Source organism: Nostoc sp. DedQUE07, from assembly GCF_034530975.2.
Classification (GTDB): Bacteria; Cyanobacteriota; Cyanobacteriia; order Cyanobacteriales; family Nostocaceae; genus Nostoc.
The window spans coordinates 1-25,692 of the sequence record NZ_JAVRCC020000001.1 but is presented as its reverse complement, the minus strand read 5'-3'; the positions used below and the strand labels follow the sequence as shown (position 1 = coordinate 25,692).

18 protein-coding genes are annotated in these 25,692 nt (G+C 43.4%); 13 read left to right on the top strand and 5 right to left on the bottom strand.

Annotation, left to right across the window (positions count from 1 at the left end; translation table 11 throughout):
• Nucleotides 1-547: 547 nt before the first annotated feature.
• The 5 genes from metH to RMZ95_RS00070 all read left to right on the top strand — a co-directional run bounded on the left by metH (nucleotide 548) and on the right by RMZ95_RS00070 (nucleotide 11,565).
• Nucleotides 548-4,075, top strand: a complete 3,528-nt coding sequence (gene metH / locus RMZ95_RS00090) for a methionine synthase (RefSeq protein ID WP_322683186.1) — start codon at nucleotides 548-550, stop codon at nucleotides 4,073-4,075.
• Between the two features lie 418 nt (nucleotides 4,076-4,493).
• On the top strand, nucleotides 4,494-5,135 hold the full coding sequence (locus tag RMZ95_RS00085; RefSeq protein WP_322683187.1) for a class I SAM-dependent methyltransferase: 642 nt from the start codon (nucleotides 4,494-4,496) through the stop codon (nucleotides 5,133-5,135).
• 220 nt (nucleotides 5,136-5,355) lie between these two features.
• Entirely contained in the window at nucleotides 5,356-7,341 is a 1,986-nt protein-coding gene (gene htpG, locus RMZ95_RS00080) for a molecular chaperone HtpG (protein ID WP_322683188.1), read from the top strand.
• Between the two features lie 177 nt (nucleotides 7,342-7,518).
• On the top strand, nucleotides 7,519-7,755 hold the full coding sequence (gene rpmB / locus RMZ95_RS00075; RefSeq protein WP_322683189.1) for a 50S ribosomal protein L28: 237 nt from the start codon (nucleotides 7,519-7,521) through the stop codon (nucleotides 7,753-7,755).
• 639 nt (nucleotides 7,756-8,394) lie between these two features.
• Nucleotides 8,395-11,565 carry a GAF domain-containing protein gene (locus tag RMZ95_RS00070; RefSeq protein ID WP_409882114.1) on the top strand — a complete coding sequence of 1,057 codons (3,171 nt, stop codon included), beginning with the start codon at nucleotides 8,395-8,397 and terminating at the stop codon, nucleotides 11,563-11,565.
• Between the two features lie 195 nt (nucleotides 11,566-11,760).
• Here RMZ95_RS00070 and RMZ95_RS00065 read toward each other — a convergent pair whose 3' ends face one another.
• Together RMZ95_RS00065 and RMZ95_RS00060 are read right to left on the bottom strand one after the other, a co-directional pair.
• Nucleotides 11,761-12,441 (bottom strand): DsbA family protein, encoded by a 681-nt coding sequence (locus RMZ95_RS00065; protein WP_322683191.1) that lies wholly within the window; start codon nucleotides 12,439-12,441, stop codon nucleotides 11,761-11,763.
• A gap of 82 nt (nucleotides 12,442-12,523) precedes the next feature.
• The gene (locus RMZ95_RS00060; RefSeq protein ID WP_322683192.1) at nucleotides 12,524-12,892 is read right to left on the bottom strand and encodes a hypothetical protein; all 369 of its coding nucleotides are present in this window, start codon (nucleotides 12,890-12,892) and stop codon (nucleotides 12,524-12,526) included.
• Nucleotides 12,893-13,156: 264 nt separating this feature from the next.
• Here RMZ95_RS00060 and ffh point away from each other — a divergent pair, with 264 nt between their 5' ends.
• The 5 genes from ffh to RMZ95_RS00035 all read left to right on the top strand — a co-directional run bounded on the left by ffh (nucleotide 13,157) and on the right by RMZ95_RS00035 (nucleotide 17,577).
• Nucleotides 13,157-14,623, top strand: coding sequence for a signal recognition particle protein (gene ffh / locus RMZ95_RS00055; RefSeq protein WP_322683202.1), 1,467 nt, complete (start codon nucleotides 13,157-13,159; stop codon nucleotides 14,621-14,623).
• A 404-nt stretch (nucleotides 14,624-15,027) separates the two neighbouring features.
• Nucleotides 15,028-15,288, top strand: coding sequence for a 30S ribosomal protein S16 (gene rpsP / locus RMZ95_RS00050; protein WP_322672514.1), 261 nt, complete (start codon nucleotides 15,028-15,030; stop codon nucleotides 15,286-15,288).
• Nucleotides 15,251-15,682, top strand: coding sequence for a KH domain-containing protein (locus tag RMZ95_RS00045; protein ID WP_322672513.1), 432 nt, complete (start codon nucleotides 15,251-15,253; stop codon nucleotides 15,680-15,682). The genes rpsP and RMZ95_RS00045 overlap by 38 nt, the downstream gene beginning before the upstream one ends.
• A 348-nt stretch (nucleotides 15,683-16,030) precedes the next feature.
• Complete coding sequence (locus RMZ95_RS00040) at nucleotides 16,031-16,984, top strand: PhoH family protein (protein ID WP_322672512.1); 954 nt, start codon at nucleotides 16,031-16,033, stop codon at nucleotides 16,982-16,984.
• Between the two features lie 188 nt (nucleotides 16,985-17,172).
• A complete protein-coding gene (locus tag RMZ95_RS00035) occupies nucleotides 17,173-17,577 on the top strand; it encodes a ChuX/HutX family heme-like substrate-binding protein (protein ID WP_322683193.1) in 405 nt (134 codons plus the stop codon).
• Between the two features lie 5 nt (nucleotides 17,578-17,582).
• Here RMZ95_RS00035 and RMZ95_RS00030 read toward each other — a convergent pair whose 3' ends face one another.
• Nucleotides 17,583-17,921 (bottom strand): carbon dioxide-concentrating mechanism protein CcmK, encoded by a 339-nt coding sequence (locus tag RMZ95_RS00030; RefSeq protein ID WP_322672510.1) that lies wholly within the window; start codon nucleotides 17,919-17,921, stop codon nucleotides 17,583-17,585.
• Between the two features lie 116 nt (nucleotides 17,922-18,037).
• Between RMZ95_RS00030 and RMZ95_RS00025 the strand changes: the two genes are divergently transcribed.
• Together RMZ95_RS00025 and RMZ95_RS00020 are read left to right on the top strand one after the other, a co-directional pair.
• Complete coding sequence (locus RMZ95_RS00025; RefSeq protein WP_322683194.1) at nucleotides 18,038-18,838, top strand: DUF6816 family protein; 801 nt, start codon at nucleotides 18,038-18,040, stop codon at nucleotides 18,836-18,838.
• 88 nt (nucleotides 18,839-18,926) lie between these two features.
• The gene (locus RMZ95_RS00020) at nucleotides 18,927-20,747 is read left to right on the top strand and encodes an ABC transporter ATP-binding protein (protein WP_322672508.1); all 1,821 of its coding nucleotides are present in this window, start codon (nucleotides 18,927-18,929) and stop codon (nucleotides 20,745-20,747) included.
• A 316-nt stretch (nucleotides 20,748-21,063) separates the two neighbouring features.
• Here RMZ95_RS00020 and RMZ95_RS00015 read toward each other — a convergent pair whose 3' ends face one another.
• Both RMZ95_RS00015 and RMZ95_RS00010 read right to left on the bottom strand, forming a co-directional pair.
• Nucleotides 21,064-22,020: a hypothetical protein gene (locus tag RMZ95_RS00015; RefSeq protein ID WP_322683195.1), complete on the bottom strand. Its 957-nt coding sequence runs from the start codon at nucleotides 22,018-22,020 to the stop codon at nucleotides 21,064-21,066.
• A gap of 306 nt (nucleotides 22,021-22,326) precedes the next feature.
• Nucleotides 22,327-23,001 carry a Uma2 family endonuclease gene (locus RMZ95_RS00010; protein WP_322683196.1) on the bottom strand — a complete coding sequence of 225 codons (675 nt, stop codon included), beginning with the start codon at nucleotides 22,999-23,001 and terminating at the stop codon, nucleotides 22,327-22,329.
• 476 nt (nucleotides 23,002-23,477) lie between these two features.
• Between RMZ95_RS00010 and RMZ95_RS00005 the strand changes: the two genes are divergently transcribed.
• On the top strand, nucleotides 23,478-25,583 hold the full coding sequence (locus RMZ95_RS00005) for a M3 family metallopeptidase (RefSeq protein WP_322683197.1): 2,106 nt from the start codon (nucleotides 23,478-23,480) through the stop codon (nucleotides 25,581-25,583).
• Nucleotides 25,584-25,692: the final 109 nt, after the last annotated feature.

Genomic DNA, 25,692 nt, shown 5'->3' with positions numbered 1-25,692 from the left:
ATCAAATCAACAAAAAACAACAGAAAATTTTTTTTAAAATCTTTGATTTTCCGTTAGGACTCTATCAATAAGCTGACACTATTGATAATCAGTTCGCTTAACTCAAAACCTTGCCTACCAAGGCTTGTATCTTACCAGACAATGATTTTAGGACTTGTGTATACACCGTAGCCTTATAAAGGGGGGAAATAAGAAATCCAGTTCCCTCCCCTTTATAAGGGGAGGGTTAGGGTGGGGTAAAAGCTTGGTTAATAAGCTATTTCAGACTTGTATGTAAACCGTAGCCTTAGCAAGGGGAGAGGAGACAAAGCGTATCTTTGGTGGGGTTCTTCGGCTCTAATAAGCAATCAAGCCACATGATATAAGGACGCTTTTGCATAATTCTGCCGTCGCCAACCTTGATAAATCAGGTCAAAATGAGCCAATGGTGAGTTTCAGCAAAACAGACTTTATGAAAAGATGCCGAAAATATCACAATCTTGGAAAATAATAAAGTAAGTCGAGTATCACAAGACTCACTTGATATCCTCATTTATTCTAGGAAAATATGACTCATTCTTTCCTTGAACGCCTGCGTAGTCCAGATAGCCCAGTCCTCGTTTTCGACGGGGCGATGGGAACCAACTTACAAACCCAAAACCTGACTGCTGAAGACTTCGGCGGCCCGCAGTATGAAGGTTGTAACGAATACTTAGTCCACACCAAACCCGAAGCTGTCGCTAAGGTTCACCGAGACTTTCTTGCGGCTGGTGCTGATGTCATTGAAACCGATACCTTCGGCAGTACATCCCTTGTGCTGGCAGAATATGACTTGGCAGACCAAGCCTATTACCTCAGCAAGACAGCCGCAGAATTAGCCAAGCGTGTGGCTGCGGAATTCTCCACGCCAGAAAAACCCCGGTTTGTGGCAGGTTCCATCGGCCCCACAACTAAACTCCCAACTTTGGGACACATTGACTTTGACACCATGAAAGCTACTTTTGCCGAACAAGCAGAGGCGCTGTGGGATGGTGGTGTCGATTTATTTCTGGTGGAAACTTGCCAAGATGTGCTGCAAATTAAGGCAGCGCTGAATGCCATTGAAGAAGTGTTTGCCAAAAAAGGCGATCGCCGTCCGTTGATGGTGTCTGTGACAATGGAAAGCATGGGGACAATGTTGGTTGGTTCAGAAATCAGTGCTGTGCTGACAATTCTGGAACCTTACCCAATTGATATTCTCGGTCTAAACTGCGCCACAGGCCCAGACTTGATGAAACCACATATCAAGTATCTGGCAGAACATTCACCTTTTATCGTTTCCTGTATACCCAACGCGGGTTTACCTGAAAACGTTGGCGGTCAAGCGCACTACCGCCTGACACCGTTAGAATTACGGATGTCGCTGATGCATTTTGTTGAAGATTTGGGTGTCCAAGTGATCGGGGGTTGCTGTGGGACGCGTCCAGAACACATTCAACAATTGGCAGAAGTCGCTAAAGGTTTGAAGCCAAAAGTTAGACAACCAAGTTTAGAACCAGCAGCAGCATCAATTTACACCACTCAGCCCTACGACCAAGATAATTCCTTCTTGATTGTTGGCGAACGTCTCAACGCCAGTGGTTCCAAGAAATGCCGCGATTTGCTAAATGCGGAAGATTGGGATGGACTCGTTTCAATGGCGAGGGCGCAAGTCAAAGAAGGCGCACACATCCTTGATGTCAACGTCGATTATGTGGGACGCGACGGCGTGCGCGATATGCACGAATTAGTTTCGCGCATTGTCAATAATGTGACATTGCCTTTAATGCTTGACTCCACCGAATGGGAAAAGATGGAGGCGGGTTTAAAGGTTGCTGGTGGTAAGTGTTTGCTGAACTCCACCAACTACGAAGACGGGGAACCGCGCTTTTTGAAGGTGCTGGAGTTAGCGAAAAAATACGGTGCTGGTGTAGTCATTGGTACTATCGATGAAGATGGAATGGCGCGGACAGCAGACAAAAAGTTTGCGATCGCTCAACGCGCATACCGTCAAGCTGTAGAATACGGCATACCACCCACAGAAATATTCTTTGATACCCTTGCCTTACCCATTTCCACCGGGATTGAAGAAGACCGAGAAAACGGTAAAGCTACAATTGAATCAATCCGGCGGATTCGTCAAGAATTGCCTGGATGTCATGTAATTTTGGGTGTTTCCAATATTTCCTTTGGTTTAAATCCAGCCTCGCGGATGGTGCTGAACTCGGTGTTTTTACATGAAGCGACGACGGCGGGAATGGATGCAGCCATTGTCAGCGCTAATAAAATTTTACCGCTCTCGAAGATTGACGCCCGCCATCAAGAAATCTGTCGCCAGTTGATTTATGACGAACGGAAATTTGAGGGTAATGTTTGCGTTTACGATCCCTTGGGAGAGCTTACCACAGCGTTTGCCGGGGTAACAACTAAACGCGATCGCTCCTTAGATGAAAGTCTCCCCATCCCAGAACGTCTCAAACGTCACATCATCGATGGCGAACGCATCGGCTTAGAAGAACATCTGAAAAAAGCCTTAGAAGAATATCCCCCCTTGGAGATTATCAACACCTTCCTGCTAGATGGCATGAAAGTTGTCGGGGAATTATTCGGTTCTGGACAAATGCAGCTACCCTTCGTTTTGCAATCTGCGGAAACCATGAAAGCGGCGGTGGCGTTTCTCGAACCGTTCATGGAAAAATCAGAATCGGGTAACAATGCCAAGGGAACCTTTATCATTGCCACAGTCAAAGGCGATGTCCACGACATTGGTAAAAACTTGGTGGATATCATCTTGTCCAACAACGGCTACAAGGTGATTAACTTGGGGATTAAGCAGCCGGTGGAAAACATCATCAACGCTTACGAACAGCATAAAGCTGATTGTATTGCAATGAGTGGTTTGCTGGTAAAATCCACCGCCTTCATGAAAGAGAATTTGGAGGTATTCAACGAAAAGGGAATTAGTGTCCCTGTGATTTTAGGTGGTGCGGCGTTAACTCCCAAGTTTGTCTATGATGATTGCCAAAATACCTACAAAGGTAAAGTTGTTTATGGCAAAGATGCCTTTTCTGACTTGCACTTCATGGATAAATTAATGCCAGCAAAGGCAACTAATAACTGGGAAGATTTGCAGGGATTTTTGAACGAAGTTGAAACTGCTGAAGTTTCGACTAATGGCCACAAAGAACCAAAAGCGACAACTGCTGAAGAAACATCTGCTGAACCAAAAGTAGTAGATACAAGGCGTTCCGAAGCTGTGGCAATAGATATTGAACGTCCCACACCGCCTTTCTGGGGAACGAAGTTATTGCAGCCTAGTGATATTCCCATCGAAGAAATATTCTGGCACTTGGATTTACAAGCTTTGGTTGCTGGACAGTGGCAATTCCGCAAACCAAAGGAACAATCTAAGGAAGAATATCAGGCTTTCTTAGCGGAGAAAGTGTACCCAGTTTTAGAAAGTTGGAAACAGCGGATTATTGAGGAGAATCTGTTACATCCGCAGGTGATTTACGGATATTTCCCTTGTCAAGCCGAGGGGAATTCTCTACATATATATGACTCAGAAAGTCAATCACAACAGATTGCAACTTTCGAGTTTCCCAGACAAAAGTCTTTAAGGCGGCTGTGCATAGCAGATTTCTTTGCACCGAAGGAGTCGGGAATTATTGATGTCTTCCCAATGCAAGCGGTGACTGTCGGGGAAATTGCCACAGAGTTCGCTCAAAAGTTGTTTGCTGCCAATCAATACACCGATTATCTGTATTTCCACGGTATGGCGGTGCAGGTGGCGGAAGCTGTAGCTGAGTGGACACACGCTAGAATTCGCCGGGAGTTAGGTTTTGCTGCTGAGGAACCCGATAATATTCGGGATATATTAGCACAACGCTATCGTGGCTCGCGGTATAGTTTTGGGTATCCAGCTTGTCCAAATATCCAAGACCAATACAAGCAACTGGAGTTATTGCAGACTGACAGGATTAACTTGTATATGGATGAAAGCGAACAACTTTATCCAGAACAGTCTACCACTGCGATTATTACCTATCACCCGTTAGCCAAATACTTTAGCGCGTAAAATCCTACTCGTTAAAGTAATACGTTTGGTGTTAGTGATATTTTGCCCTGAAAAATCCCCCTTCAAAGCCTCTCTTCTTCTAGGCTACGGTGTGTATACAAGTCCTTCTCACCCCCTCTAACTCCCCCTTGCTAAGGGGGAGAACCGGATATTTCCCTCCTTAGTAAGTAGCAGAACCGGATATTTCTCCCTTGTAAAGGGGGAGAACCGGATATTTCCCCCCAATACATCGGGGGGATTAAGGGGGGTAAATCCAAGGTTTGGGCTTCATTACCAAGATGTGTGTGTACCGTAGCCTTCTAGGAGATGTAGTGTATACAAACGAAACAAGGTACTGTTATTTTGATGATTGTTCCGGGAATCCTGTAGTTGTATACCCACCAAATTTATTAATCTCTCAGCTTAGGTAGGCTTATTTATGCAACTCATCACCTCGTTAGATATTAGAAATTCAGAATATTTATCAAAAAATCGCCTCATCAGTTATCATCACCAGTTGCGTTTAATTTTTTCGCTGGGTAATCAGGTAAAAAACGTTCTGGAAATTGGGATTTTTAATTCTCTATTAACAGACATCCTGAAGAATAATGGATACAACGTCTCCACTGCTGATGTTGACCCCAGCCTCAAACCAGAAATAATTTTAGATTTGACTACAGATTTTTCCTTACCAAAAGATAAATTTGATGCGATTGTCTTATTTCAAGTGCTGGAACACTTCCCCTACCCTGAGTCAGAAGAAGCATTGAGAAAACTTGCTATTGCAACCAAGAAATTTTTGGTGATTTCAATTCCTTATTGCACTCAATACCTCTCGTTTCAGGTGAAAACCTCTTTCTCCGGCAGACCAAGGCATTTACTATTCAATGTGCCAAAATTCTGGAGTACAACGCCAGTCTGTGACGAACACTGCTGGGAAATGGGTTTAAAAGGATATCCGAAAACGCGGATTTTAAACTCTGTTGCCAAAGCTGGGTTAACTGTTAAGCAAGAATTTATCGATCCCACTTATCCATACCATTATTTTTTGGTGTTGGAGAAGAATTCTAGTAATACTTAAACAGCAATCTGGGGAGTGGGGAGTCGGAAGTAGGGGAATCCGAATCAGAAAATGGCGGCAAACAATGCTCAAAAAAGGTGCGATCGCCTAAGCTATGCTTTTAAAATCCTAATTGGTATCATGTCCTTCTGTGTTCTCCGGGTTTATCCTGGAAAACAGATGGCTAGGTTGTATTACCTACTATCATCGTTTCAGATACTAACATCGAAAATTACCAATTATGCTAGAACAAGGCACTATCAGTATTCATACTGAGAATATTTTCCCGATCATTAAGAAGTCGCTCTATTCAGATCATCAAATCTTCTTGCGGGAACTGGTATCCAACGCTGTAGACGCCATCCAAAAGCTAAAAATGGTATCCCGCGCCGGCGATTATGCTGGAGATATCGGCGAACCAGAAATTGAAATTGCCATTGACAAAGATAAAAAAACTCTATCCATCTCCGATAACGGTATCGGAATGACCGCAGATGAAGTTAAGAAATATATCAATCAAGTTGCCTTCTCTAGTGCTGAAGAATTTATTCATAAATATGAAGGCAAATCAGATCAACCGATCATCGGTCACTTCGGTCTTGGTTTCTACTCTTCTTTTATGGTGGCGCAAAAGGTAGAAATTGATACCTTATCCTATCAAGAAGGGGCACAGGCGGTTCACTGGTCTTGTGATGGTTCTCCAGCTTTCACCCTGGAAGAATCGCCCAGGACAACTCGCGGTACTACTATTATTCTCAGCCTGCAAGGGGAAGAAGAAGAATTTCTCGAATCTGCACGAATTAAGAATCTTGTCAAGACATACTGCGACTTTTTGCCAGTCCCGATTAAACTAGATGGCGAAGTAATAAATAAGCAAAAAGCACCGTGGCGAGAGTCTCCGAGTAATCTGACTCAAGAAGATTATTTAGAGTTTTACCGCTACCTGTATCCTTTCCAGGAAGAACCATTGTTATGGGTACATCTAAATACAGACTATCCCTTTATCATCAACGGGATTCTGTATTTCCCGAAAATGCGACCGGATGTAGATGTTACCAAAGGGCAAATCAAGCTATTTTGCAATCAAGTTTTTGTTAGCGACAACTGCGAAGAAATTATCCCGCAATTTTTGATGCCGATGCGGGGTGTAATTGATAGTACTGATATTCCCCTAAACGTTTCGCGGAGTGCCTTGCAAGGCGATCGCACCGTGCGGAGAATTGGTGACTACATTGCCAAAAAAGTAGGCGATCGCCTCAAAGAACTTTTCCGCGACAACCGCGAACAATACATTAGCGCGTGGAAAGACCTCGGCACTTTTGTAAAATTCGGCGTTCTCAACGACGAGAAATTCAAAAAACAAATCGAAGATATCATTGTCTTCCGCACCACCGCCAAGTTGACAGAAAAAGTTGCTGCTGAAACTCCAGTCGTTGAAGTACAGTCTTCAGACGGCGATGCTTGGCAAGATGTCACTCCTTCACCCAGTTCTGACTCAGCACCCAGCGCTCCTTATACTACGCTGAAAGAGTATCTAGAACGCAACAAAGAACGCAACGAAAATCGGGTTTTCTACAGCACCGATGAAGCAACCCAATCTACATACATAGAACTGCACAAAAATCAAGGTTTGGAAGTCCTGTTTATGGACTCCTTCATCGACACCCACTTTATCAACTTCCTAGAGCGGGAATATCAGGATGTCAAGTTTACGCGGGTAGACTCAGATTTAGATAATACTCTGCTGGAACAAGATAAAGATAAGGAAATTGTCGATCCCAAGACGAATAAAACTCGGAGTGAGACGATCAAAGAGTTATTTGAGAAATCCCTCAACAAACCCAAACTCAACATCCGTACCGAAGCTTTGAAATCAGACGATCCTCAAGGTACACCACCTGCGATCGTGCTTTTACCAGAGATTCTCCGCCGCCTGCGCGAAATGAACGCCATGATGCAGCAGCAGTCAGCTGAGTTTCCCGAAGACCACATTTTGCTGGTGAATACTGCTCACCCGCTAATTCAAAATCTGGCAAATATTAACCAAGGTAGTATCATTCAAGGTAACGGTGAATCGTCTACAGATCAGTTAGTCAACTTGATTTGCCAACACGTCTACGATTTAGCGCTGATGTCTCAGAAAGGATTTGACGCTGAGGGAATGAAATCCTTCGTCGAGCGATCGAATGAGGTACTCACCAAGCTAACGGAACAAGCGAGTAAATAGTGGTGAGTGGGCATTGGGCATTGGGCATTGGGCATTGGTTCAATAACTAATAGTTATTCTTCCCCTGCTCCCCTGCCCCTCTGCCTCCCCTGCTCCCCCTCCTCATCTCCCCACTTCTGCTGCCTAAGACCTAAAATGGAAAGGCTGTATTAAAATAACAATCTGGAGATAGTAGCTATGTCCCGTCGCTGCGAACTAACTGGTAAGAAGGCAAATAACGCTTTTTCTGTTTCTCACTCCCACCGCCGTACTAAACGCCTTCAGCACGCTAATCTGCAAGACAAGCGGGTTTGGTGGGAAGCCGGAAATCGCTGGGTGAGATTAAAGTTGTCTACCAAAGCAATTAAAACCCTACAAATTAATGGGTTAGAAGCAATGGCAAAAGAAGCTGGCATTAACCTAAATCATTACTAAGTAATCTGGATTTCATAACCTGAAACTTTTGTAAGTTGGAATATAGGTGATTTGTAGGGGCGCACAGCTAGCTGTGTGCCCCTAGTGTTTATTACACCTTGAGTAGCAGGCTCTCTATATTTTGAATTCTGTTGGCAGTAAGAGAGAAATATAGGAATCCATTTTGATTTGGAGAACTAACTTGGTTTTGCAGGCAAGAGGCAAGACCAAAAAGACTCTTTGAATTATACTGAGTTTTTTCACGCAATCAAATATGAGTTCTTTATGTAATTTTTACACTACGGATAAATCCCGGTGTCTCTGAATAAAAATACTTACCAGTTTTCTATTTTTCATAATTGAAGTTAGACCGCTCTATACCCAAAATTAATTATGAATTGATTTTGTAATTGCTCAACACTCTTAACAAGAGACCGAGATAGAGATTAACTGAATAAATAGAAAAACTGCCCGACCTCAAACAACTATCGAACAAGGCAAAAGAAGCCTTGATAGTAAAGCTATGAAAGAAAATCTAGAAACTAAAAACCGCAGAGCAAACTACAAGTAATCAAGACTCTCCACTAACTAAGACTAGTTGAGCAATTACAAATAAACAAGGGAATACTTAAAGTAGGTAGTCTATTTTATTTATAATTTATGACAGCGAACAGTTATGAAACGTCGAATCACTTAGGCCTGCAAGAGTGTCACAAACAGCTACAGCTAACGGTTCAATATCAAAAAATATTGGCGAGGATTTTGGCTAAGATTCGTGCATCTGTAAATATAGAATCTCTCTGTTCGACTTCTTGTCAAGATATTTGTCGGCAATTGAAGATTGAGCGAGTTGCAATCTACCGCTTCAATGAAGATTGGAGCGGTAGTTTTATCGATCGCTTGGGCTTTGCAGAACATCCTTGGGATGCATTGACCGCCTTTGGACAGGATTTAGTTTGGGAAGATTCACATTTGCAAGAAACTCAGGGAGGGCGATATCGCAAAAATGAGCCGTTTGCTGTAGCTGATATTTACGATGCAGGGCACGCTCGTTGTCATATTGAAGTATTAGAACAGTTTCAGATTCGGGCGTATGCGATCGCACCGATTTTTATTGGTGCAAAATTGTGGGGAATGCTGGCAGCCTATCAACACTCCGCTCCTCGGCAATGGTGTCCTCACGAAGTTGAATTCTTCACTCAAGCTGCCAGCCATCTTGGTATAGCAATGCAGCAGACAGAAACCCTAGAACAAACCAAACAACGCACAGCAGAACTGCAAGATGCGATCGCACGCCAACGTGCGTTGACGGAAGTGGTAGGAAATATTCGCTCCTCTGTAAATACTGAAATTATTCTAGATACTGCCTGTCAAGAACTCTGCAAACTCCTGAAGTTAGAGCGGGCAGCAATTTATCGCTTTAATGAAGATTGGAGCGGCGAATTTGTCAGCCAATTCGGCATGGTAGAGGCGCAGTGGGATAGAATCAATCCCTTTGGCAGAAATCTCGTTTGGCAAGATACCCACCTCCAAGAAACGAAAGGTGGACGCTACCGCAATAACGAAAGTTTTGTTGTCAACGACATCTACCAAGCCGGACACTCGCGTTGTCACATTGATATTCTGGAGCAATTTAAGATTCGAGCATATACCTTAGCGCCCATCTTCATCGGCCCAAAACTGTGGGGATTGATAGCAGCATATCAACACTCTGGGTCGCGTCAATGGGCAAATTACGAAGTGGAGTTCCTCGGACAGGTAGGGGCACAATTGGGAGTCGCGATTCAGCAAGCCGAGAATTTGGCTCAGTCAAAACAACAGGCTTCTGCCCTACAAGATGCGATCGCAAGGCAACGAGCATTAACTGAAGTGGTTGGGAAAATTCGCTCCTCTTTAAATATTGATTTAATTCTAAAAACTACTTGCCAAGAAGTATGTAAACTGCTGCGAGTTGAGCGGGTTGGCGTTTATCGCTTTAATCCAGACTGGAGTGGCGAATTCGTCAGTAATTTTGGTATGGTTGAGGCACAGTGGGACAGTATTAATCCCTTTGGCAAAAATCTCGTTTGGGAAGATACCCACCTTCAAGAAACCAAAGGCGGACGCTACCGCAACAACGAAAATTTTGCTGTAGAGGATATTTATCAAGCTGGACACTCGCGCTGTCACCTAGAGATTTTGGAGCAGTTCAAGATTCGCGCTTATGCGTTAACCCCAATTTTTGTAGGACGGAATTTGTGGGGATTGCTGGCTGCCTATCAACATTCCGCACCGCGCCAGTGGGATAGTGTGGAAGTGGAATTTTTGGGACAGGTTGCTAGCCAACTGGGAGTGGCACTGCAAAGTTCTCAAATGGTGACTCAAATTCAAACTCGCGCTGATGAACTGCAACAATCGGCTGAACAGCGCCGGATTTTATTTGATTTGGTCGTCAAAATTCGGGAATCTTTGGATTTGGAGACGATCCTTAAGACTACAGTACAGGAAGTGCGGCGATCGCTAAATACAGATCGAGTTGGCATTTTCCGCTTCGATCCTAATGTTGGTTTTTGCAGTGGTGAATTTATTGCTGAAGATGTCTTACCCAAGTTCGATTCTGCCCTCGCTGTGAAGGTGCAAGACTATTGCTTCGGCGATCAATACGCACCCCAATATCGCCAAGGGCAAGTGCAAGTAATATCTGATGTCAACAGCGTTGGCTCGAAAGTACCTCATCTGGATGTGATTGAGCGATTCCAAGTCAAAGCACAGATTATTGTGCCATTGATGGAAGGGGATGAACTGTGGGGGTTGTTGTGCATTCACCAATGCACCCATACACGTCATTGGGAAGAAGCGGAATTGGAATTTGTCACTCAAGTGGCGGCTCAACTCAGTGTAGCGCTGCGTCAAGCCAACTTATTTCAACAATCTAGTTTGCTGGGTCAAACTCGTGAAGAAGCGAATCAACTCGCCCAAGCACTGAATGAACTGCGTACTGCCCAAATGCAAATTATCCACGCTGAAAAAATGGCCAGTTTGGGGCAACTGGTGGCGGGAGTTGCCCATGAAATTAATAACCCGATTAATTTTATCCACGGCAACTTAGAACACGCTCATCAATACACGCAAGAATTGCTTCGCTATGTGCAACTTTATTGGCATCATTATCCTGATGCCGCACCAGAAATCCAAGAGTTCTTCAAAAAAGCCGAAATAGCGTATTTGGTCGAAGATTTACCTCAATTATTCCAGTCCATGCAGGTCGGCACTGAACGCATTCGGGAAATTGTCACATCTTTGCGGAACTTCTCGCGCCTAGACGAAGCTGACTTCAAACCAGCCAATATTCACGAAGGCATCGACAGTACATTAATGATTTTACAAAACCGTTTGAAGCCTTCAGCTGATAGCCTCACCATTCATGTGAGCAAAGATTATGGTACTTTACCTCTAATAGAATGCTATCCCGGTCAGTTGAATCAGGTATTTATGAATTTGCTGTCCAATGCCATTGATGCTCTAGAAGAACGAACCACAAAGGAATCTTCTGAAGCACTGGCAAAAAACCCCTGCAAAATCCGAATTTCTTCCTCCCTGCTCAATAAAGATTGGATTGTCATTCGCATCGCCGACAACGGACTCGGCATAGATGAAAAAGTCCTTTCTCGACTGTTCGATCCATTTTTTACTACTAAGGTTGTCGGTAAAGGTACAGGTTTGGGACTGTCTATCAGCTATCAGATAGTTACAGAAAAACACAACGGTAAAATATACTGCCAATCTGAGCTTGGCAAAGGTACAGACTTTGTGATTGAGTTGCCGATTCGTCAGGTAACAACTAAAAAATAACTAGCTAATAGCAATTCTTTATGAAGGCGCATAGAAAGAACCCCACCGCCTGCGGCACCTCCCCTTGCTAAGGGGAGGTTGGGAGGGGTCAAAATAATGTGTAGCCTCATGTAAAATTGGTATCAGGTCAAGGAGTTAGACCAGGAATAAACAAAGAAGCAAAGTGATGATTTTTCCAACTCACCTGAAAAATTATCACTCGGCACTCAGTACTGTTTTGGTAACAGCAGTATTACATAATTGTTTTACCTTTTCTGTTACCCAATCAACACGATCCTTTCCCCAAAACCTCTCACCTTCAACTACCCAAGTCGGGACTCCGGGACAGCCAAACTGTTCGTATTCTGCCAAAGCTGCCACTGCTGCAAGTTTTGCTGCTTCCCCGTAGATTAACTCAAGAATGCGATCGCCATTCAACCCAACATCATCTGCAACTTTCTTAATCACAGACTCATCGTTGACATCAAGCTGATCGATGTACGTCGCTCGAAAGAACGCGGCATCAAGCAGATGCTCCTTCCCAGTTCCACAAGCCGCGTAATACGCTCTTGCAGGAAGTTCTTCGCGGCCAAACTTCATTTTCTCCCAGCGTTTTACCCACCGACCAAATTCTTCAAACTCCTTGAGCCGAATTTCAATGCCGTACTTTTTTGCCCACCGTAGACAATCTTCTTTGTGATACGACGATAACAGGGCGTTTTCACTTCGTCCTTGTAAATCAACTATCTTTATACCTCGCTCCTTTGGTATGTAAATTGGTCGTCGTTCAATATCAACAGGTAAACCCTGCAAAGCTTTTTCAGCAAGAGCGATACCAATATATGAATTTGACGAATGGTATATCGAGTATGAGTATACTTTGATTCGCTGCGACATCTTGGCTACCGTAGCTACCTAACTGATAAATAATTTTTGAATTTATTCTTGCTGAAGCTTGTCAATTCTACCTAGAATCGAGTCAAAGAGAAAGACTTTTCCAGTAATTTAATGCCCATTCAAATGAACGCTTATCAAACCTTTTACTAATTTGATATATCTCTTCCCAAGAATATACTTTTTTTGAAACTCTCTCCTGTGTGCCTGCTAAGTTGGAGATTACTATGTAGTATTTACCTCGTCCATGAACCTGCTCCTTGATTGTATCTACTACTCTACCTGCTGGTCTAAAAGTTATTTGAACATCATCAAGTGCTGGTTGCTTGCTGAGTGTTACTGCGGGATGACCTTCTGAGCATACACAGTCTCCTTCATCTTCAGGGTCTTGTTTATCCTTGAAAAGAGTCCACTGATGCCCAAAGTCACACATATATGCTCTATATTCTTTCATATATTTTTGCTCTCCTACACTTTCTCAACTATTCACACTAAACTACTGACTTCATCTGTAGTGTTGGCATTTTCCCTCTGAAAAAATCAAAATTTCCACCTAAAGGACAGTTTGCCAGTTCAATAAAGGAAGGTATCTGATTGCTACAGTCGCGGTGAAAAATACTAAGCTGGTAGATAGCACGTTAAAACTTTAGTGGAAATTCGCGATCGCATTCATCGGCGGTTTAGAATTCCCCATTGGCGAACTACCTGTAATTACATTATGTTTGATGCATTATCTGACCGTTTAGAATCCGCCTGGAAAAAACTGCGGGGACAGGACAAAATTTCTCAATCCAACATTCAAGATGCATTGCGCGAAGTGCGCCGCGCCCTGTTGGAAGCAGATGTCAATCTCCAGGTAGTAAAAGATTTTATTAGCGAAGTCGAAGCCAAGGCACAGGGAGCCGAGGTGATTACCGGCGTGCGACCTGACCAACAGTTCATCAAAATTGTTCATGATGAACTGGTGCAGGTGATGGGAGAAGAAAATGTTCCCATCGCAGAAGCCCAGGCACAGCCTACTATTATTCTGATGGCTGGGTTGCAAGGTACTGGTAAAACCACAGCTACCGCTAAGTTAGCCTTACATCTGAGAAAATTAGAGCGTAGCTGCTTGTTGGTGGCGACAGACGTATATCGCCCAGCAGCGATCGACCAGTTGCTAACGTTGGGTAAGCAAATTGACGTACCAGTATTTGAACTAGGAAGCGACGCCGATCCCGTAGAAATCGCAAGGCAAGGTGTAGAACGCGCCAGAGCAGAAGGTGTCAACACGGTAATTATTGATACTGCTGGTCGTCTGCAAATTGACGAAGATATGATGGCGGAATTAGCCCGCATCAAAGCAACCGTCCAACCCCATGAAACTCTGCTGGTCGTGGACGCGATGACTGGTCAAGAGGCCGCAAATCTTACCCGCACCTTCCACGAACAGATTGGAATTACTGGGGCAATTCTCACCAAGTTAGATGGTGATAGCCGTGGTGGTGCTGCGCTTTCGGTGCGAAAGATTTCGGGAGCGCCGATTAAATTTGTGGGCGTGGGTGAGAAAGTCGAGGCACTGCAACCGTTTTATCCCGATCGCATGGCATCCCGAATTTTGGGAATGGGCGATGTGCTAACTTTGGTAGAAAAAGCCCAGGAAGAGTTTGACTTAGCTGATGCTGAGAAAATGCAGGAGAAAATTTTGTCAGCAAAGTTTGACTTTACTGACTTTCTCAAGCAGCTGCGGATGCTAAAGAACATGGGTTCTCTGGGAGGCTTGATCAAGATGATTCCAGGGATGAACAAGCTTTCAGACGATCAACTCAAACAGGGAGAAACCCAGTTAAAGCGCTGTGAGGCGATGATTAACTCCATGACTCGCCAAGAACGCCACGACCCCGATTTATTAGCCAGTTCTCCCAGTCGGCGGCGGCGGATTGCTGCTGGCTCAGGCTATAGAGAGTCAGATGTCAGCAAACTGGTGGGTGATTTCCAAAAAATGCGATCGCTCATGCAGCAAATGGGTCAAGGCGGCTTCCCTGGAATGCCGGGAATGTTCGGCGGTGGCGGCGGTATGGGCAACGCCTTCGCCGGTGCTGGTAATCGTCCCGCAGCCCCAGGATGGCGAGGTTATGATGGTGCCTCAGCCACAAAAAAGAAAAAACCCAAAGATAAAAAGAAAAAAGGCTTTGGCAATCTTTAGTCATTAGGCATGGGGCATTGGTAATTTGCTAATGAGCGAATGGCACTAACGAAAAGGCGAAAGGCTTGTGTCACCTCGTTCCCAGTCTTCAGACTGGGAATGTATTCCAAGAGGCTCTGCCTCTGGTCAAGCCACTGGAGGCGGAGCCTCCAGGCTCTTAACCCGTTAGGGTAAAGCTTATAGCTTTACAATCGTGCCATTCGCTAATGACCAATGACAAAGGACAAATGACTAATGACAAATAGCAGCAAATGCTAGGCAGTGCTAAAATTAGCATTTCGACCTCAGAATTTATTAGCAGAGGAAACTAACCCTTAATTTATCGGCAGCAGCCAGATTTAGGTTACTTCCTCACCAATTAGTTGCTAATTAATATCTAACTACAGGAGAATGATTCTTCAACCATGATCAAACTGCGCTTGAAACGATTCGGTAAAAAGCGGGAAGCAAGTTACCGCATTGTCGCCATTAACAACCTCGCTCGCCGCGATGGCCGTCCCTTAGAAGAATTGGGTTATTATAACCCCAGAACTGATGAAGTGCGACTAGACGTTCCCGGTATCGTCAAGCGACTACAACAAGGCGCTCAACCCACTGATACCGTTCGTCGCATTCTAGTAAAAGCTAATGTTTTTGAGCAGGTCAGTGCAACAGCCGCATCATAATTTCGGAACAAAACTCCCAACAGCTAGCCCCAACTATGTTGAGCTGGTTCGGTTTTTGGTACAGCCGTTTTTGGAATCTCCAGAAACATTAAGCGTCGATTGTGAAATTTCTCAGGCCCTCAACCGGGTTTGGGTTCGCATCGCCTTTGAAAGCACAGATAAAGGAAAAGTGTTTGGTCGAGGGGGACGCAATATTCAGGCAATTCGTACAGTAATTGCCGCAGCCGCAGCCGCAGCTGGGCAATCAACATACCTGGATATCTACGGCAGCACCACTCCGGGCCGGGAGGGTATGTCTTTTGATGAAGACACTGAAGATCGATCGCCACCGCCGATTAAGAGAGAACCGCGAAATGATGGGCCTAAACCCATTGTTAAACCGCGCCTCCGTTAGGTTGAAACTAAAGAGTAAATCTGAGCGGTTGTTGTTACCTCCGCTCAGAATTTTTATAAAGATGGAAAGTAACAAAAAGATTTTTAAATCTTTTTTTGAACTCTTCACCAGTAGGGGCTATGCCCTCACCCCCAGCCCCTCTACCATGTTGGGAGGGAGTAAATTCTCCAGTTCCCTTTCTCCCTATTGGGAGAAAGGGTTAGGGGATGAGGGCAAGCTGTACGCCCCTATGGATGATTAATTTGTTGCAAATATTTTTCAAAATGTAGGTAATAAAAGTATAAATTCGCCGTTAGCGAGAAAAATTAACCTTTGTCAAATACAGATCCTCACCAATTAAGAAATACTATGGCAGGTGCCTTAACAATTCAGCTGCCGAATATTACCAGTGCGATCGCTCTAGCTGGAGATGGAGAAGAAAATCTCAAAATCTTATCTCAGCAAACAGGAGCCACTTTAGTGCTACGCGGACAGGAATTAGTGATTTCTGGTACTGAAAAGCAAATTGATTTGGCTTCTCGATTAGTGCGATCGCTTGAAGACCTTTGGATTAAAGGCAATACTATTTCCAGTGCTGATATTTTAACAGCCCGTCAAGCCATAGATAGCGATCGGCAAGGGGAACTACAAGATTTACAGCGAAATGTCCTCGCCAAAAGTCGCCGGGGTGAAGAAGTCCGTGCCAAAACCTTCCGCCAGCGTCAATATATCGACGCACTCCGCAAACGCGATCTTACCTTTGGAATTGGCCCTGCTGGTACTGGCAAGACTTATCTCGCTGTTGTTGTCGCCGTCCAAGCACTCCTTGCCAACCAATTTGAAAAGCTAATTTTAACTCGCCCTGCTGTCGAAGCTGGTGAAAAGCTCGGTTTTTTGCCTGGAGACTTACAGCAGAAAGTTAATCCCTATCTTCGTCCACTTTACGATGCTATTTATGAATTTATCGATCCAGAAAAAGTACCCAGTTTAATGGAACGCGGTGTAATTGAAGTCGCACCACTGGCTTATATGCGGGGACGCACCCTTAATAACGCTTTTGTAATTGTAGATGAAGCGCAAAATACTACACCTGCTCAAATGAAAATGGTTTTGACTCGTTTGGGTTTCCGTTCGCGGATGGTGATTACAGGCGATATGACACAAACTGATTTACCACTTCACCAACAATCGGGTTTAGGAGTAGCTTTACAAATTTTAAAACACGTTGAAGGTATTGCTTTTTGCGAATTTTCTCAAAAAGATGTCGTGCGCCATCCGCTAGTTCAGCGCATTGTTGCGGCTTATGAACAATACGAAAAATAGGGATTGAGAATGGGGCATGGGGCATTGGGCATTAGTTATACCAATTTGAAAAAAGAATGCGACAAATAAACCATTTGTAGAGACGCGATGAATCGCGTCTTTACCCAAGGATATGTTGCAATCATTAATTGAATTGGTATTATGAATCATCGTTTAACCAACGACAAATGACAAAGGACAAATGACAAATGACCACAACATTAAAAGACTTTTTAGAAGCTTGTGAGACTCTTGGAACTTTGCGTTTAATTGTTACTAGCAGCGCGGCTGTATTAGAAGCACGGGGCAAGATTGAAAAGCTATTTTATGCAGAATTACCAAAGGGTAAGTATGCAAATATGCACACCGAAGGCTTTGAATTTCATTTGAATATGGACAGAATTATTCAGGTTAAATTTGAAACAGGTGAAGCGAAAAGAGGTAACTTTACAACCTATGCCATTCGATTTTTAGATGATAAACAGGAGTCTGCTTTAAGCTTATTTTTACAATGGGGTAAACCAGGAGAATATGAACTAGGACAAGTGGAAGCTTGGGAAACTTTAAAAGAGAAGTATGGGGAAGTTTGGCAACCTTTACCAGCAGAAATTTAATACAGCTAAACTGATAGGGGTGGAGGAAATCGGATATCTGCACTGAACTGCTCGATATTAACGCTGCGATGAATCGGTAAAACATATTCTAAATTTTCGTGGGGACGGGGAATAATGTGATTAGAAAGTACCTCGCCACCGTCAACTCGCAGCACCGCCTTTAATCCTGCTGTCACTGCTACATTCACCTCGCCTATAGCTCCTCGAATTAAGACAGTAATTCGTCCCAAATCAGTGTTTTCATAACCAACAAGGGTTACACGGGCAGCTTTACACATGGCATCTCCCACTTCCACTGCTGTGGGAACGCCATAAACTTCAATCATACCTAATGCCAATGTCATGCTATCACTATAAATTCGGGATAGGGCTAATTATCTCACTACAAAGTTTTAATTTATTACAGAAAATTACTTAATTTTTAATCGGTAAACAATAACCATTAAATACAAAACTGCTAATGCTTGTAATCAAGATAATTTGGAGTTTTTGCTTGCTGTTTTTATTCCTTCTGTGGGATGGTGAAGCTTTTGCAGGAGAGTTATCTCAAAGGTTAGCAAATTTTCCCCAATGGGAAAAACTAACTTCAGTGCAACCTGCTTCGGGTGATTTAGTTTACCCTGAATGGATGGCTGGAACTTGGAAAGTTACAAGTACCTTAGTAGATTTAGCTGCGCCTTTAGCACCAGAAATTGTAACACCAGGGTTTGAAGGTAATCATCGGCAATTAAATCAGCCTGTGAGTTTTGTAGTAAGATTTGTGAAACAGCAACCACCTATTTCTGGATTAAAAATACTTACTCAGATAGGTGACAAATCCCCAATTTTAGTAGCGGATAGAGCGTTTAATAGCTTGAATTTGGCAAGAGCTTATTTAGGGGATAAAGCAGTGTTATCAGTCAAAGTAGATCCAGATTCACCTAATCGTCAAATTACGTTCTTGCGTAGCAGTCGCCAACTAGTTTCTATTGTGACTGCACGTGCTACAGAAACTACCCCTGATGGCAAGTTCATCACCACAGAAGTGTTTCAACAACTATTTAAAGGCGGTTCGCGCCCCTATTTAAACTCTGTAGAATCTACTACGGCTTATCATCAAGTTTCAACATCTAATCCGGTGATTGAAGCAGATCAAGTTACTGCTGTCTATCTTTCATCCCAAGATCCAGATTACTTTAAAGCTGGTTTTCGACCAGTTGCTCTCTACCGCTATCGCCTCGAATTTTTCCCTCAAGAGCTACCAACTACTCCCAAAGAGTGATTTGTCATCTAGCTCTTGACTACTTTTGTAATACCTTTGTAGTATATAAATTCCAAGTTTACGATCGCGCTCTTGGACGGTGTGCATCATGGCCAAATTTCAAGATATTGTCAATTACTTTCGCTCTGATTGGAAGCTGAGTCTCTTTAGTATTGGAGCATCCAGCGTTTACGAAGTTATTGATTTGGTTGTCCCTTATGCGATCGGACAGATTTTAAACATTTTATCTGCTCAACCCTTGGACAAACCACTTCAAAGTGCGATCGCAACTTTTTCGGACATCACCAATTACCCAGTTAATAAAACTCTATCTTTGGGTGTATTACTGGGTTTAATTTTCGTTGTCACCGTAGTGAGAGCGCCAACACAACCCTGGTTAACCAATTGGTTTCATTGGGATATAGCTTTCAGGTCGCGTCGAGAGAAAAACGAAACAGCGATCGCTAAAGTTCTGACTCTGCCACTAGAATTTTATGATGAAAATAACCCTGGACGCATTGCCGGCAGAGTAGCTAGAGGTGTTGCTAACCACACTTGGGCATATCCCGAAATCGCCGGACAGTTGATTCCTAAACTGGCTCGTGTACTGGGGATTTTTGTGTTTATCTTGTTCATTGAGTGGCGGATTGCAATTTTGTATCTAATTTCCTTTGTAATTATTCTCAGCTTCAGCTTGAAGGGTTTACAACAGCTAATTAGGTACGAAACTCGTCTGGATAAATATGGAGAGAACACCGAAAGCCGCACTTCCGAATTAATCACCAATATCAAAACGGTGAAAGCATTTGCTACAGAAGCTAGAGAACTGAAGCGGCAAAAGCAACGTTTGAATCGCGAACTAATGGTGCTTGATTATCGCATCCACAAAGGTTATACGATATTGGGTACTTGGCAAAGAACCGTAATTCAGTTTTGTGTGTTTGCAATACTGGGTTTAACTTTAGCAGCAACAGTAAATGGGAGAATTTCTCTCGGTCACTTTGTCATGACCTTAACTCTTTCTAGCATGGCTTATGCCGAATTAGAACCTATTGGTAGCTTGGCAGAAGTTTTTGCCCGTCGTTATTCTTCCATGCTGCGGTTTCACGAATTTCTGCAAGAGCCAACTGCATCTGATTCAGCTAGTCTCTTAGAAGAAAGCAACCAGACAGAATCACCTTATAAATTTACTGGAAAAATTGAGTTGTCGCACCTCACTTTTGGATATGATGCCAACCGTCAGGTTTTGCAAGATATCAACTTGTTGATTGAGCCATACCAAACAGTGGCATTAGTGGGGCGTTCTGGTTCTGGTAAATCTACTTTAGTAAAATTGCTGTTGCGATATTTTGAACCTCAAGCAGGTCAAATTCTGATTGATGGTCAAGATATTCGCACTTTGGATGTCGGTAAGTATAGACGAAGATTAGCGATCGTTCACCAAGAAGTAGACGTTTTCAACGGTACTATCTTGGATAACCTGACTTATGGCAGAACGAATGCCACTTTCGAGCAGGTTCAAGAAGCCTGTAGAATTGCCAGAGTCGATGAAGTAGTGCAGCACTTACCCAAAGGTTATTACACTGTCGTGGGAGAACGAGGTGTCAGGTTATCTGGAGGACAAAGACAACGCTTGGGAATTGCTAGAGCATTGTTAGTGGAACCAGACGTGCTGATTTTTGACGAAGCCACCTCTAGTTTAGATTATGAGTCTGAGCGTTCAATTCAGCTAGCGATGCGATCGATTCAGGGCACTTGCACCACCATTGTTATTGCCCATCGTTTAAGCACAGTCCGGGAAGCTGATAAAATTGTCGTTCTAGAGCAAGGAAAGATTGTAGAAGTGGGTAGCCACGATGAACTCTTGCGTTACGAGGGTATTTACCGCCGCTTGCACTCCCTGCAAGAAACAGGAGAACTCATAAGTTAGAGAACATACACATTTTGGATTTTGGATTAACCCCATAAATGAATCCACCTGATTAAATCGACTTTATTCACAATAAGGTCGATTTCTTTATAGATATCTTCAGAAATTAAATATGTGTTATCTAAAACCCTTTCGCGCCTGTTCGGTGGTATAACTAATATTATCAAGTGGGGAATTTGCTCCTATTCCCCAAGAAAAGCGTTAGCCATTGAAATTAGTTTTACGCGCTTGGATGAAGCGCGATAAGTAAAGTAAACGATCCATTGATCGCTACTGGAATACTAATCACTAATCGAAGTCTTCCAATCAGAAAAAATTAAGATTTACTCTTATCTGCTTCTTTCTGTGCCGCCTCACTGTATTTTTTATAAAGTTGAGTACGAATTTTAGCTTCTTGATAACGGCTGTGGGTTTGTGGTACCGTACTCATTAAATCTGAAGCCCGTTGCCACTTAGCAGCAATCTCTAACCACTGAGTTGAGGTTGTAGCTGTTTTTCCAGATGCAGAAGCTTGGTTGGCAATTCGCACAGATATTTGAAATGGATCGTCAGAAGGCTCAGAAAAGGTATTGTTAGGAGCGCGAGACGGTATTTGGGCTTTGCTATCGTTAGTGTTTTCTGTAGTTAAAGATTTGGAAGTTTCTGGTTGTATTAGGTTTTTCAATTTATTACCTAGCTGGGCATAAACAACCCAACTAAGCAATAACAGCGAGCATAAACCTGCTGCTGCTAATATCTTTGTTTTAGGTTTATTTTTGTATTTTTCTTTGTTAATGAGTACTAAAGGACGAGAGACTTGAGTTTTAGGATAATTTGGTTTTCCTAGTTCAGCTTGAGCTTCTGTGAAATCTTTAATTAATTGCTTTACAACATTTGGCTGAATTAATGTAATTTCCTGTGACCAAAGCAATTGATTTTCGCGATCGCTATCTATTTCTTTTAACCACAGCAATTGTTGTTCTCGAACAATCCGACTGTTGATCTTGACGCGGCGAATGTGACGTGGGGCGATAGACTCAAGAATTTGCTGGATTTGTTCTACCAGGGGAGATTGCTCAAGTTGCTCTACTTTAGCTGCCTCGCACAGAATTTGTAAGACACCATCAGAAAAAATGGCTCTAGTTCTGACACACGACTGGGCTAGCTTTTCGTTCAATAGCTGAATAATCGCCGCAACGCTGCCTTGGTGAGCTTGCCAAGCTATATCGTTTATCCGGTCTATCACCTGAAATTTAGTGATAGCTCTTCCACCCTGACTGATTAACGTATTCATTAATTTAGGGACTCTTTTCTACTGACCTTGATCTTGTCTTCGATTTTACGAGTAAAAAGATGAGTTGCCAAATAATATCATAAATATGGAAATATAGAGCCTTCCTTTGCGGTTTGTAAGGAAGCTCGCTGATGGTCAGTTAATTTGTACGCTTACACGCCTTGAAAATGTGGAATTCTTCGGTTGAAACTGCGCTTTCAAGGAAACGCCTATGCTGACGGACAATTTACCTGTTTGATATAGTACACGATCGCGTCTTTTTGTGATAGTGCGAAGCACCCGCCACATGCGATCGCAAATGTATAGCTAGATAATATCAGGGTCAACGCCAAGCGATCGCAGTTGTTCTTTCAACCTTTCCACCTGCGACTCTGCTTGTTCTCTCGCCAATCTTTCCTGTTTCAGTGCCTTTGCCAACTCCTCTGGAATCAGCAACTTTTCTCCAGTGTCTTCTCGATAAAAACCAATCAGTTGCCCTTCTATTTGCAAGCGCAGCTGCAAAGGTTCACATCGACTATCTGTAATTGGCTCATACACCTCACCTCGCAGTCGATACCCTTGCAATTTCTCCTTAATCCACTCTCCCTTGGGATCAAATAACCAGTACTCTATTACGCCTAACTGTTCATAGAGCGTCTTCTTGAAACCCGTGTCCTGGTTTTTAGTACCCTCGGAGGTCATTTCAAAGATTACTACAGGCACTTGTCCCTCTTCCCATATCTTGTAATTATCCCGTCCTCCAGGAGCGACATTAAAAATCACCATTACATCAGCAGCTACCCATAACCTTGGAAAACCCTGAGCATAATAGAGAAACTGGTTACTCAAAACCGTTGCTTGCCGATCCAGCAAATATTGCCTCAATACTTCTAAAGTTGCCAGTAAAGCACATAAATGAGCATAACTTTCTGCTAAAGGTTCACCATCCGAGCTTGGATAAAAAACTTCTGTTGATTGAGAACTGGGTAAGAGGCTAGTCACGTCGCTTCTCTTCGAGACGCCAAGGGCGAACGCTCCGAATTCAAAATTCAAAATTAACAATTTCCATAAATAAATTTAGTTGCCTGTATCCTTTTCTGTTTCGGTCATCATTAGCCACCTGTTGAGAAGATGCCTGGATGATTATATTATCTCAGGCACTTTCCTTGAAATTTCTAGAACTGCCGAGTAAATGAAGAAGACAAAGGTGATGAGAGAGAATAACCATGTCCAATGTCCCTCAAGAGTGCTGAGTGCTGTTAGCGGCTAGCTAAGGTTTTGCCCAATGCCCAATCCCCAACAATGTTGTTCCAATACCAAACAAAATAGTTATATCGGGATACTTTTGTGAGGAATTATCGTTTTTTTTAGCTTTTTGCCACAATGGCAATACTAAATAGCACAGCGATCGTTACATTAGAAGATATATAAATAAAAATCAACAATGATTTTTTTTCGTTCGCAGTTCACACAAAATCATGAGTGCAAGTACCATTATTTCCGATAATCCCTTACTCCAAGGCACTGGTTTACCTGCCTTTACAGAGATTAAACCAGAACGAGTAGTACCCGCCTTCAATCAGTTGCTAGCAGAACTTGACCAGCAACTTGCCACCTTAGAGGCTAATGTACAGCCGACTTGGAGTGGTTTAGTAGAACCCTTAGAAAAGCTGACGGAACGGCTTACCTGGAGTTGGGGGGTGGTAAATCATTTAATGGGTGTTAAAAATAGCCCGGAACTGCGCGAAGCTCATGAAATCGTACAGCCACTAGTCGTACAATTTATCAACAAACTCGGTCAAAGCCAACCCATCTACAATGCTTTTAAGGCACTTCGTAGCAGTGATAGTTGGGCAACTTTAGAATTAGCCCAACAGCGCATTGTAGAAGCCGCCATTCGAGATGCAGAACTTTCTGGGGTTGGCTTAAAAGGAGAAGCAAGAGACCGTTTCAACGCCATTCAGATGGAGTTGGCAGAACTTTCTACTAAATTCTCTAACCATGTACTTGATGCCACAAAAGCCTTTAGCTTAACCCTGACAACAAAAGCAGAAATTGACGGTTTACCACCAAGTTTGGTGAGTTTAGCCGCTCAAGCTGCACGAGCAGCGGGAGAAGAGAACGCCACACCAGAAAATGGCCCTTGGCGCATTACTTTAGACTTCCCCAGCTACGGCCCTTTCATGCAGCACAGTACCCGTCGAGATTTGCGTGAAAAGCTCTACAAAGCTCATATCACTCGCGCTTCTAGTGGCGATTTAGATAATAACCCGTTAATTGTGCGTATTTTGGAGTTACGGCAAGAACTCGCAGATATACTTGGCTTTAAGAGTTTTGCCGAATTGAGCCTTGCAAGTAAAATGGCTCCTAACGTTGAGGCAGTTGAAGCACTATTAGAAGAACTACGCCAGGCCAGTTATGATGCTGCTGTCAAAGACTTAAAAGAACTCCAAGCTTTTGCTGCATCTTATGGAGAAGAATATCAAGATTTAAAACATTGGGACATCAGCTTTTGGGCAGAACGCCAACGAGAAGCAAAATTTGCCTTTACCGCTGAAGAATTACGTCCCTATTTTCCCCTTCCCCAAGTGCTAGATGGCTTGTTTGGACTTGTTAAGCGGCTATTTGGTGTTACAGTAACCCCTGCTGATGGCCAAGCCCCAGTATGGCATGAAGATGTCCGTTATTTTCAAATAGCCGATGAAACTGGTTCTCCCATCGCTTACTTCTACTTAGATCCCTATAGCCGTCCAGCAGAAAAACGTGGTGGTGCTTGGATGGATGTATGTATCAATCGTGCCAAAAATGAAAATGATGCAACTGGCATCCGTTTGCCTGTGGCTTATTTGATATGTAACCAAACTCCCCCAGTAGATAGTAAGCCGAGTTTGATGACTTTCTATGAAGTAGAGACTTTGTTCCACGAGTTTGGTCATGGATTGCACCACATGCTCACCAAGGTTGACTATGCGGGAGCCGCAGGTATCAATAATGTGGAATGGGATGCAGTGGAACTACCCAGTCAGTTTATGGAAAACTGGTGTTATGAGCGACCCACTTTGTTTGGTATGGCTAAACACTACGAAACTGGAGAAGCTCTACCAGAGCATTATTATCAAAAGCTGCTAGCGGCGCGTAATTATATGAGTGGTACTGGTATGTTACGCCAAATTCACCTTAGCAGTGTTGATTTAGAACTACATTACCGCTATCGTTCTGGCAGCAATGAAACTCCAGCAGATGTGCGTCATCGCATAGCTAAGACTACTACTGTTTTACCACCACTTCCAGAAGATTCAATCCTGTGTTCTTTTGGGCACATTTTTGAGGGTGGTTATGCAGCAGGTTACTACAGTTATAAATGGGCTGAGGTACTAAGTGCTGACGCTTTTGCCGCTTTTGAAGAAGCTGGGCTAGAAAATGAAGAAGCTATAAAAGTGACAGGTCGGCGTTATCGGGATACGGTACTAGCACTCGGTGGTAGCAAGCATCCAATGGAGGTGTTTAAAACTTTCCGGGGTCGTGAACCAAGTACGATCGCTTTGCTCAGGCACAATGGTTTAGTAAGTGCTGCTGCAAACTAAACAACACAACTGTAGAGATGTTGTATTGCAACGTCTCTACATCAAATCTTTGCTTATATCCCTCTTCTGTCACTTTCCGACATAAGCAAGTAGTAAATAACTGAAATTA

Bases quoted from the DNA above. Each gene is read 5' to 3' on its own strand.
- metH (WP_322683186.1), top strand. From the start codon at position 548: ATGACTCATTCTTTCCTTGAACGCCTGCGTAGTCCAGATAGCCCAGTC.
- RMZ95_RS00085 (WP_322683187.1), top strand. From the start codon at position 4,494: ATGCAACTCATCACCTCGTTAGATATTAGAAATTCAGAATATTTATCA.
- htpG (WP_322683188.1), top strand. From the start codon at position 5,356: ATGCTAGAACAAGGCACTATCAGTATTCATACTGAGAATATTTTCCCG.
- rpmB (WP_322683189.1), top strand. From the start codon at position 7,519: ATGTCCCGTCGCTGCGAACTAACTGGTAAGAAGGCAAATAACGCTTTT.
- RMZ95_RS00070 (WP_409882114.1), top strand. From the start codon at position 8,395: ATGACAGCGAACAGTTATGAAACGTCGAATCACTTAGGCCTGCAAGAG.
- RMZ95_RS00065 (WP_322683191.1), bottom strand. From the start codon at position 12,441: ATGTCGCAGCGAATCAAAGTATACTCATACTCGATATACCATTCGTCA.
- RMZ95_RS00060 (WP_322683192.1), bottom strand. From the start codon at position 12,892: ATGAAAGAATATAGAGCATATATGTGTGACTTTGGGCATCAGTGGACT.
- ffh (WP_322683202.1), top strand. From the start codon at position 13,157: ATGTTTGATGCATTATCTGACCGTTTAGAATCCGCCTGGAAAAAACTG.
- rpsP (WP_322672514.1), top strand. From the start codon at position 15,028: ATGATCAAACTGCGCTTGAAACGATTCGGTAAAAAGCGGGAAGCAAGT.
- RMZ95_RS00045 (WP_322672513.1), top strand. From the start codon at position 15,251: ATGTTTTTGAGCAGGTCAGTGCAACAGCCGCATCATAATTTCGGAACA.
- RMZ95_RS00040 (WP_322672512.1), top strand. From the start codon at position 16,031: ATGGCAGGTGCCTTAACAATTCAGCTGCCGAATATTACCAGTGCGATC.
- RMZ95_RS00035 (WP_322683193.1), top strand. From the start codon at position 17,173: ATGACCACAACATTAAAAGACTTTTTAGAAGCTTGTGAGACTCTTGGA.
- RMZ95_RS00030 (WP_322672510.1), bottom strand. From the start codon at position 17,921: ATGACATTGGCATTAGGTATGATTGAAGTTTATGGCGTTCCCACAGCA.
- RMZ95_RS00025 (WP_322683194.1), top strand. From the start codon at position 18,038: ATGCTTGTAATCAAGATAATTTGGAGTTTTTGCTTGCTGTTTTTATTC.
- RMZ95_RS00020 (WP_322672508.1), top strand. From the start codon at position 18,927: ATGGCCAAATTTCAAGATATTGTCAATTACTTTCGCTCTGATTGGAAG.
- RMZ95_RS00015 (WP_322683195.1), bottom strand. From the start codon at position 22,020: ATGAATACGTTAATCAGTCAGGGTGGAAGAGCTATCACTAAATTTCAG.
- RMZ95_RS00005 (WP_322683197.1), top strand. From the start codon at position 23,478: ATGAGTGCAAGTACCATTATTTCCGATAATCCCTTACTCCAAGGCACT.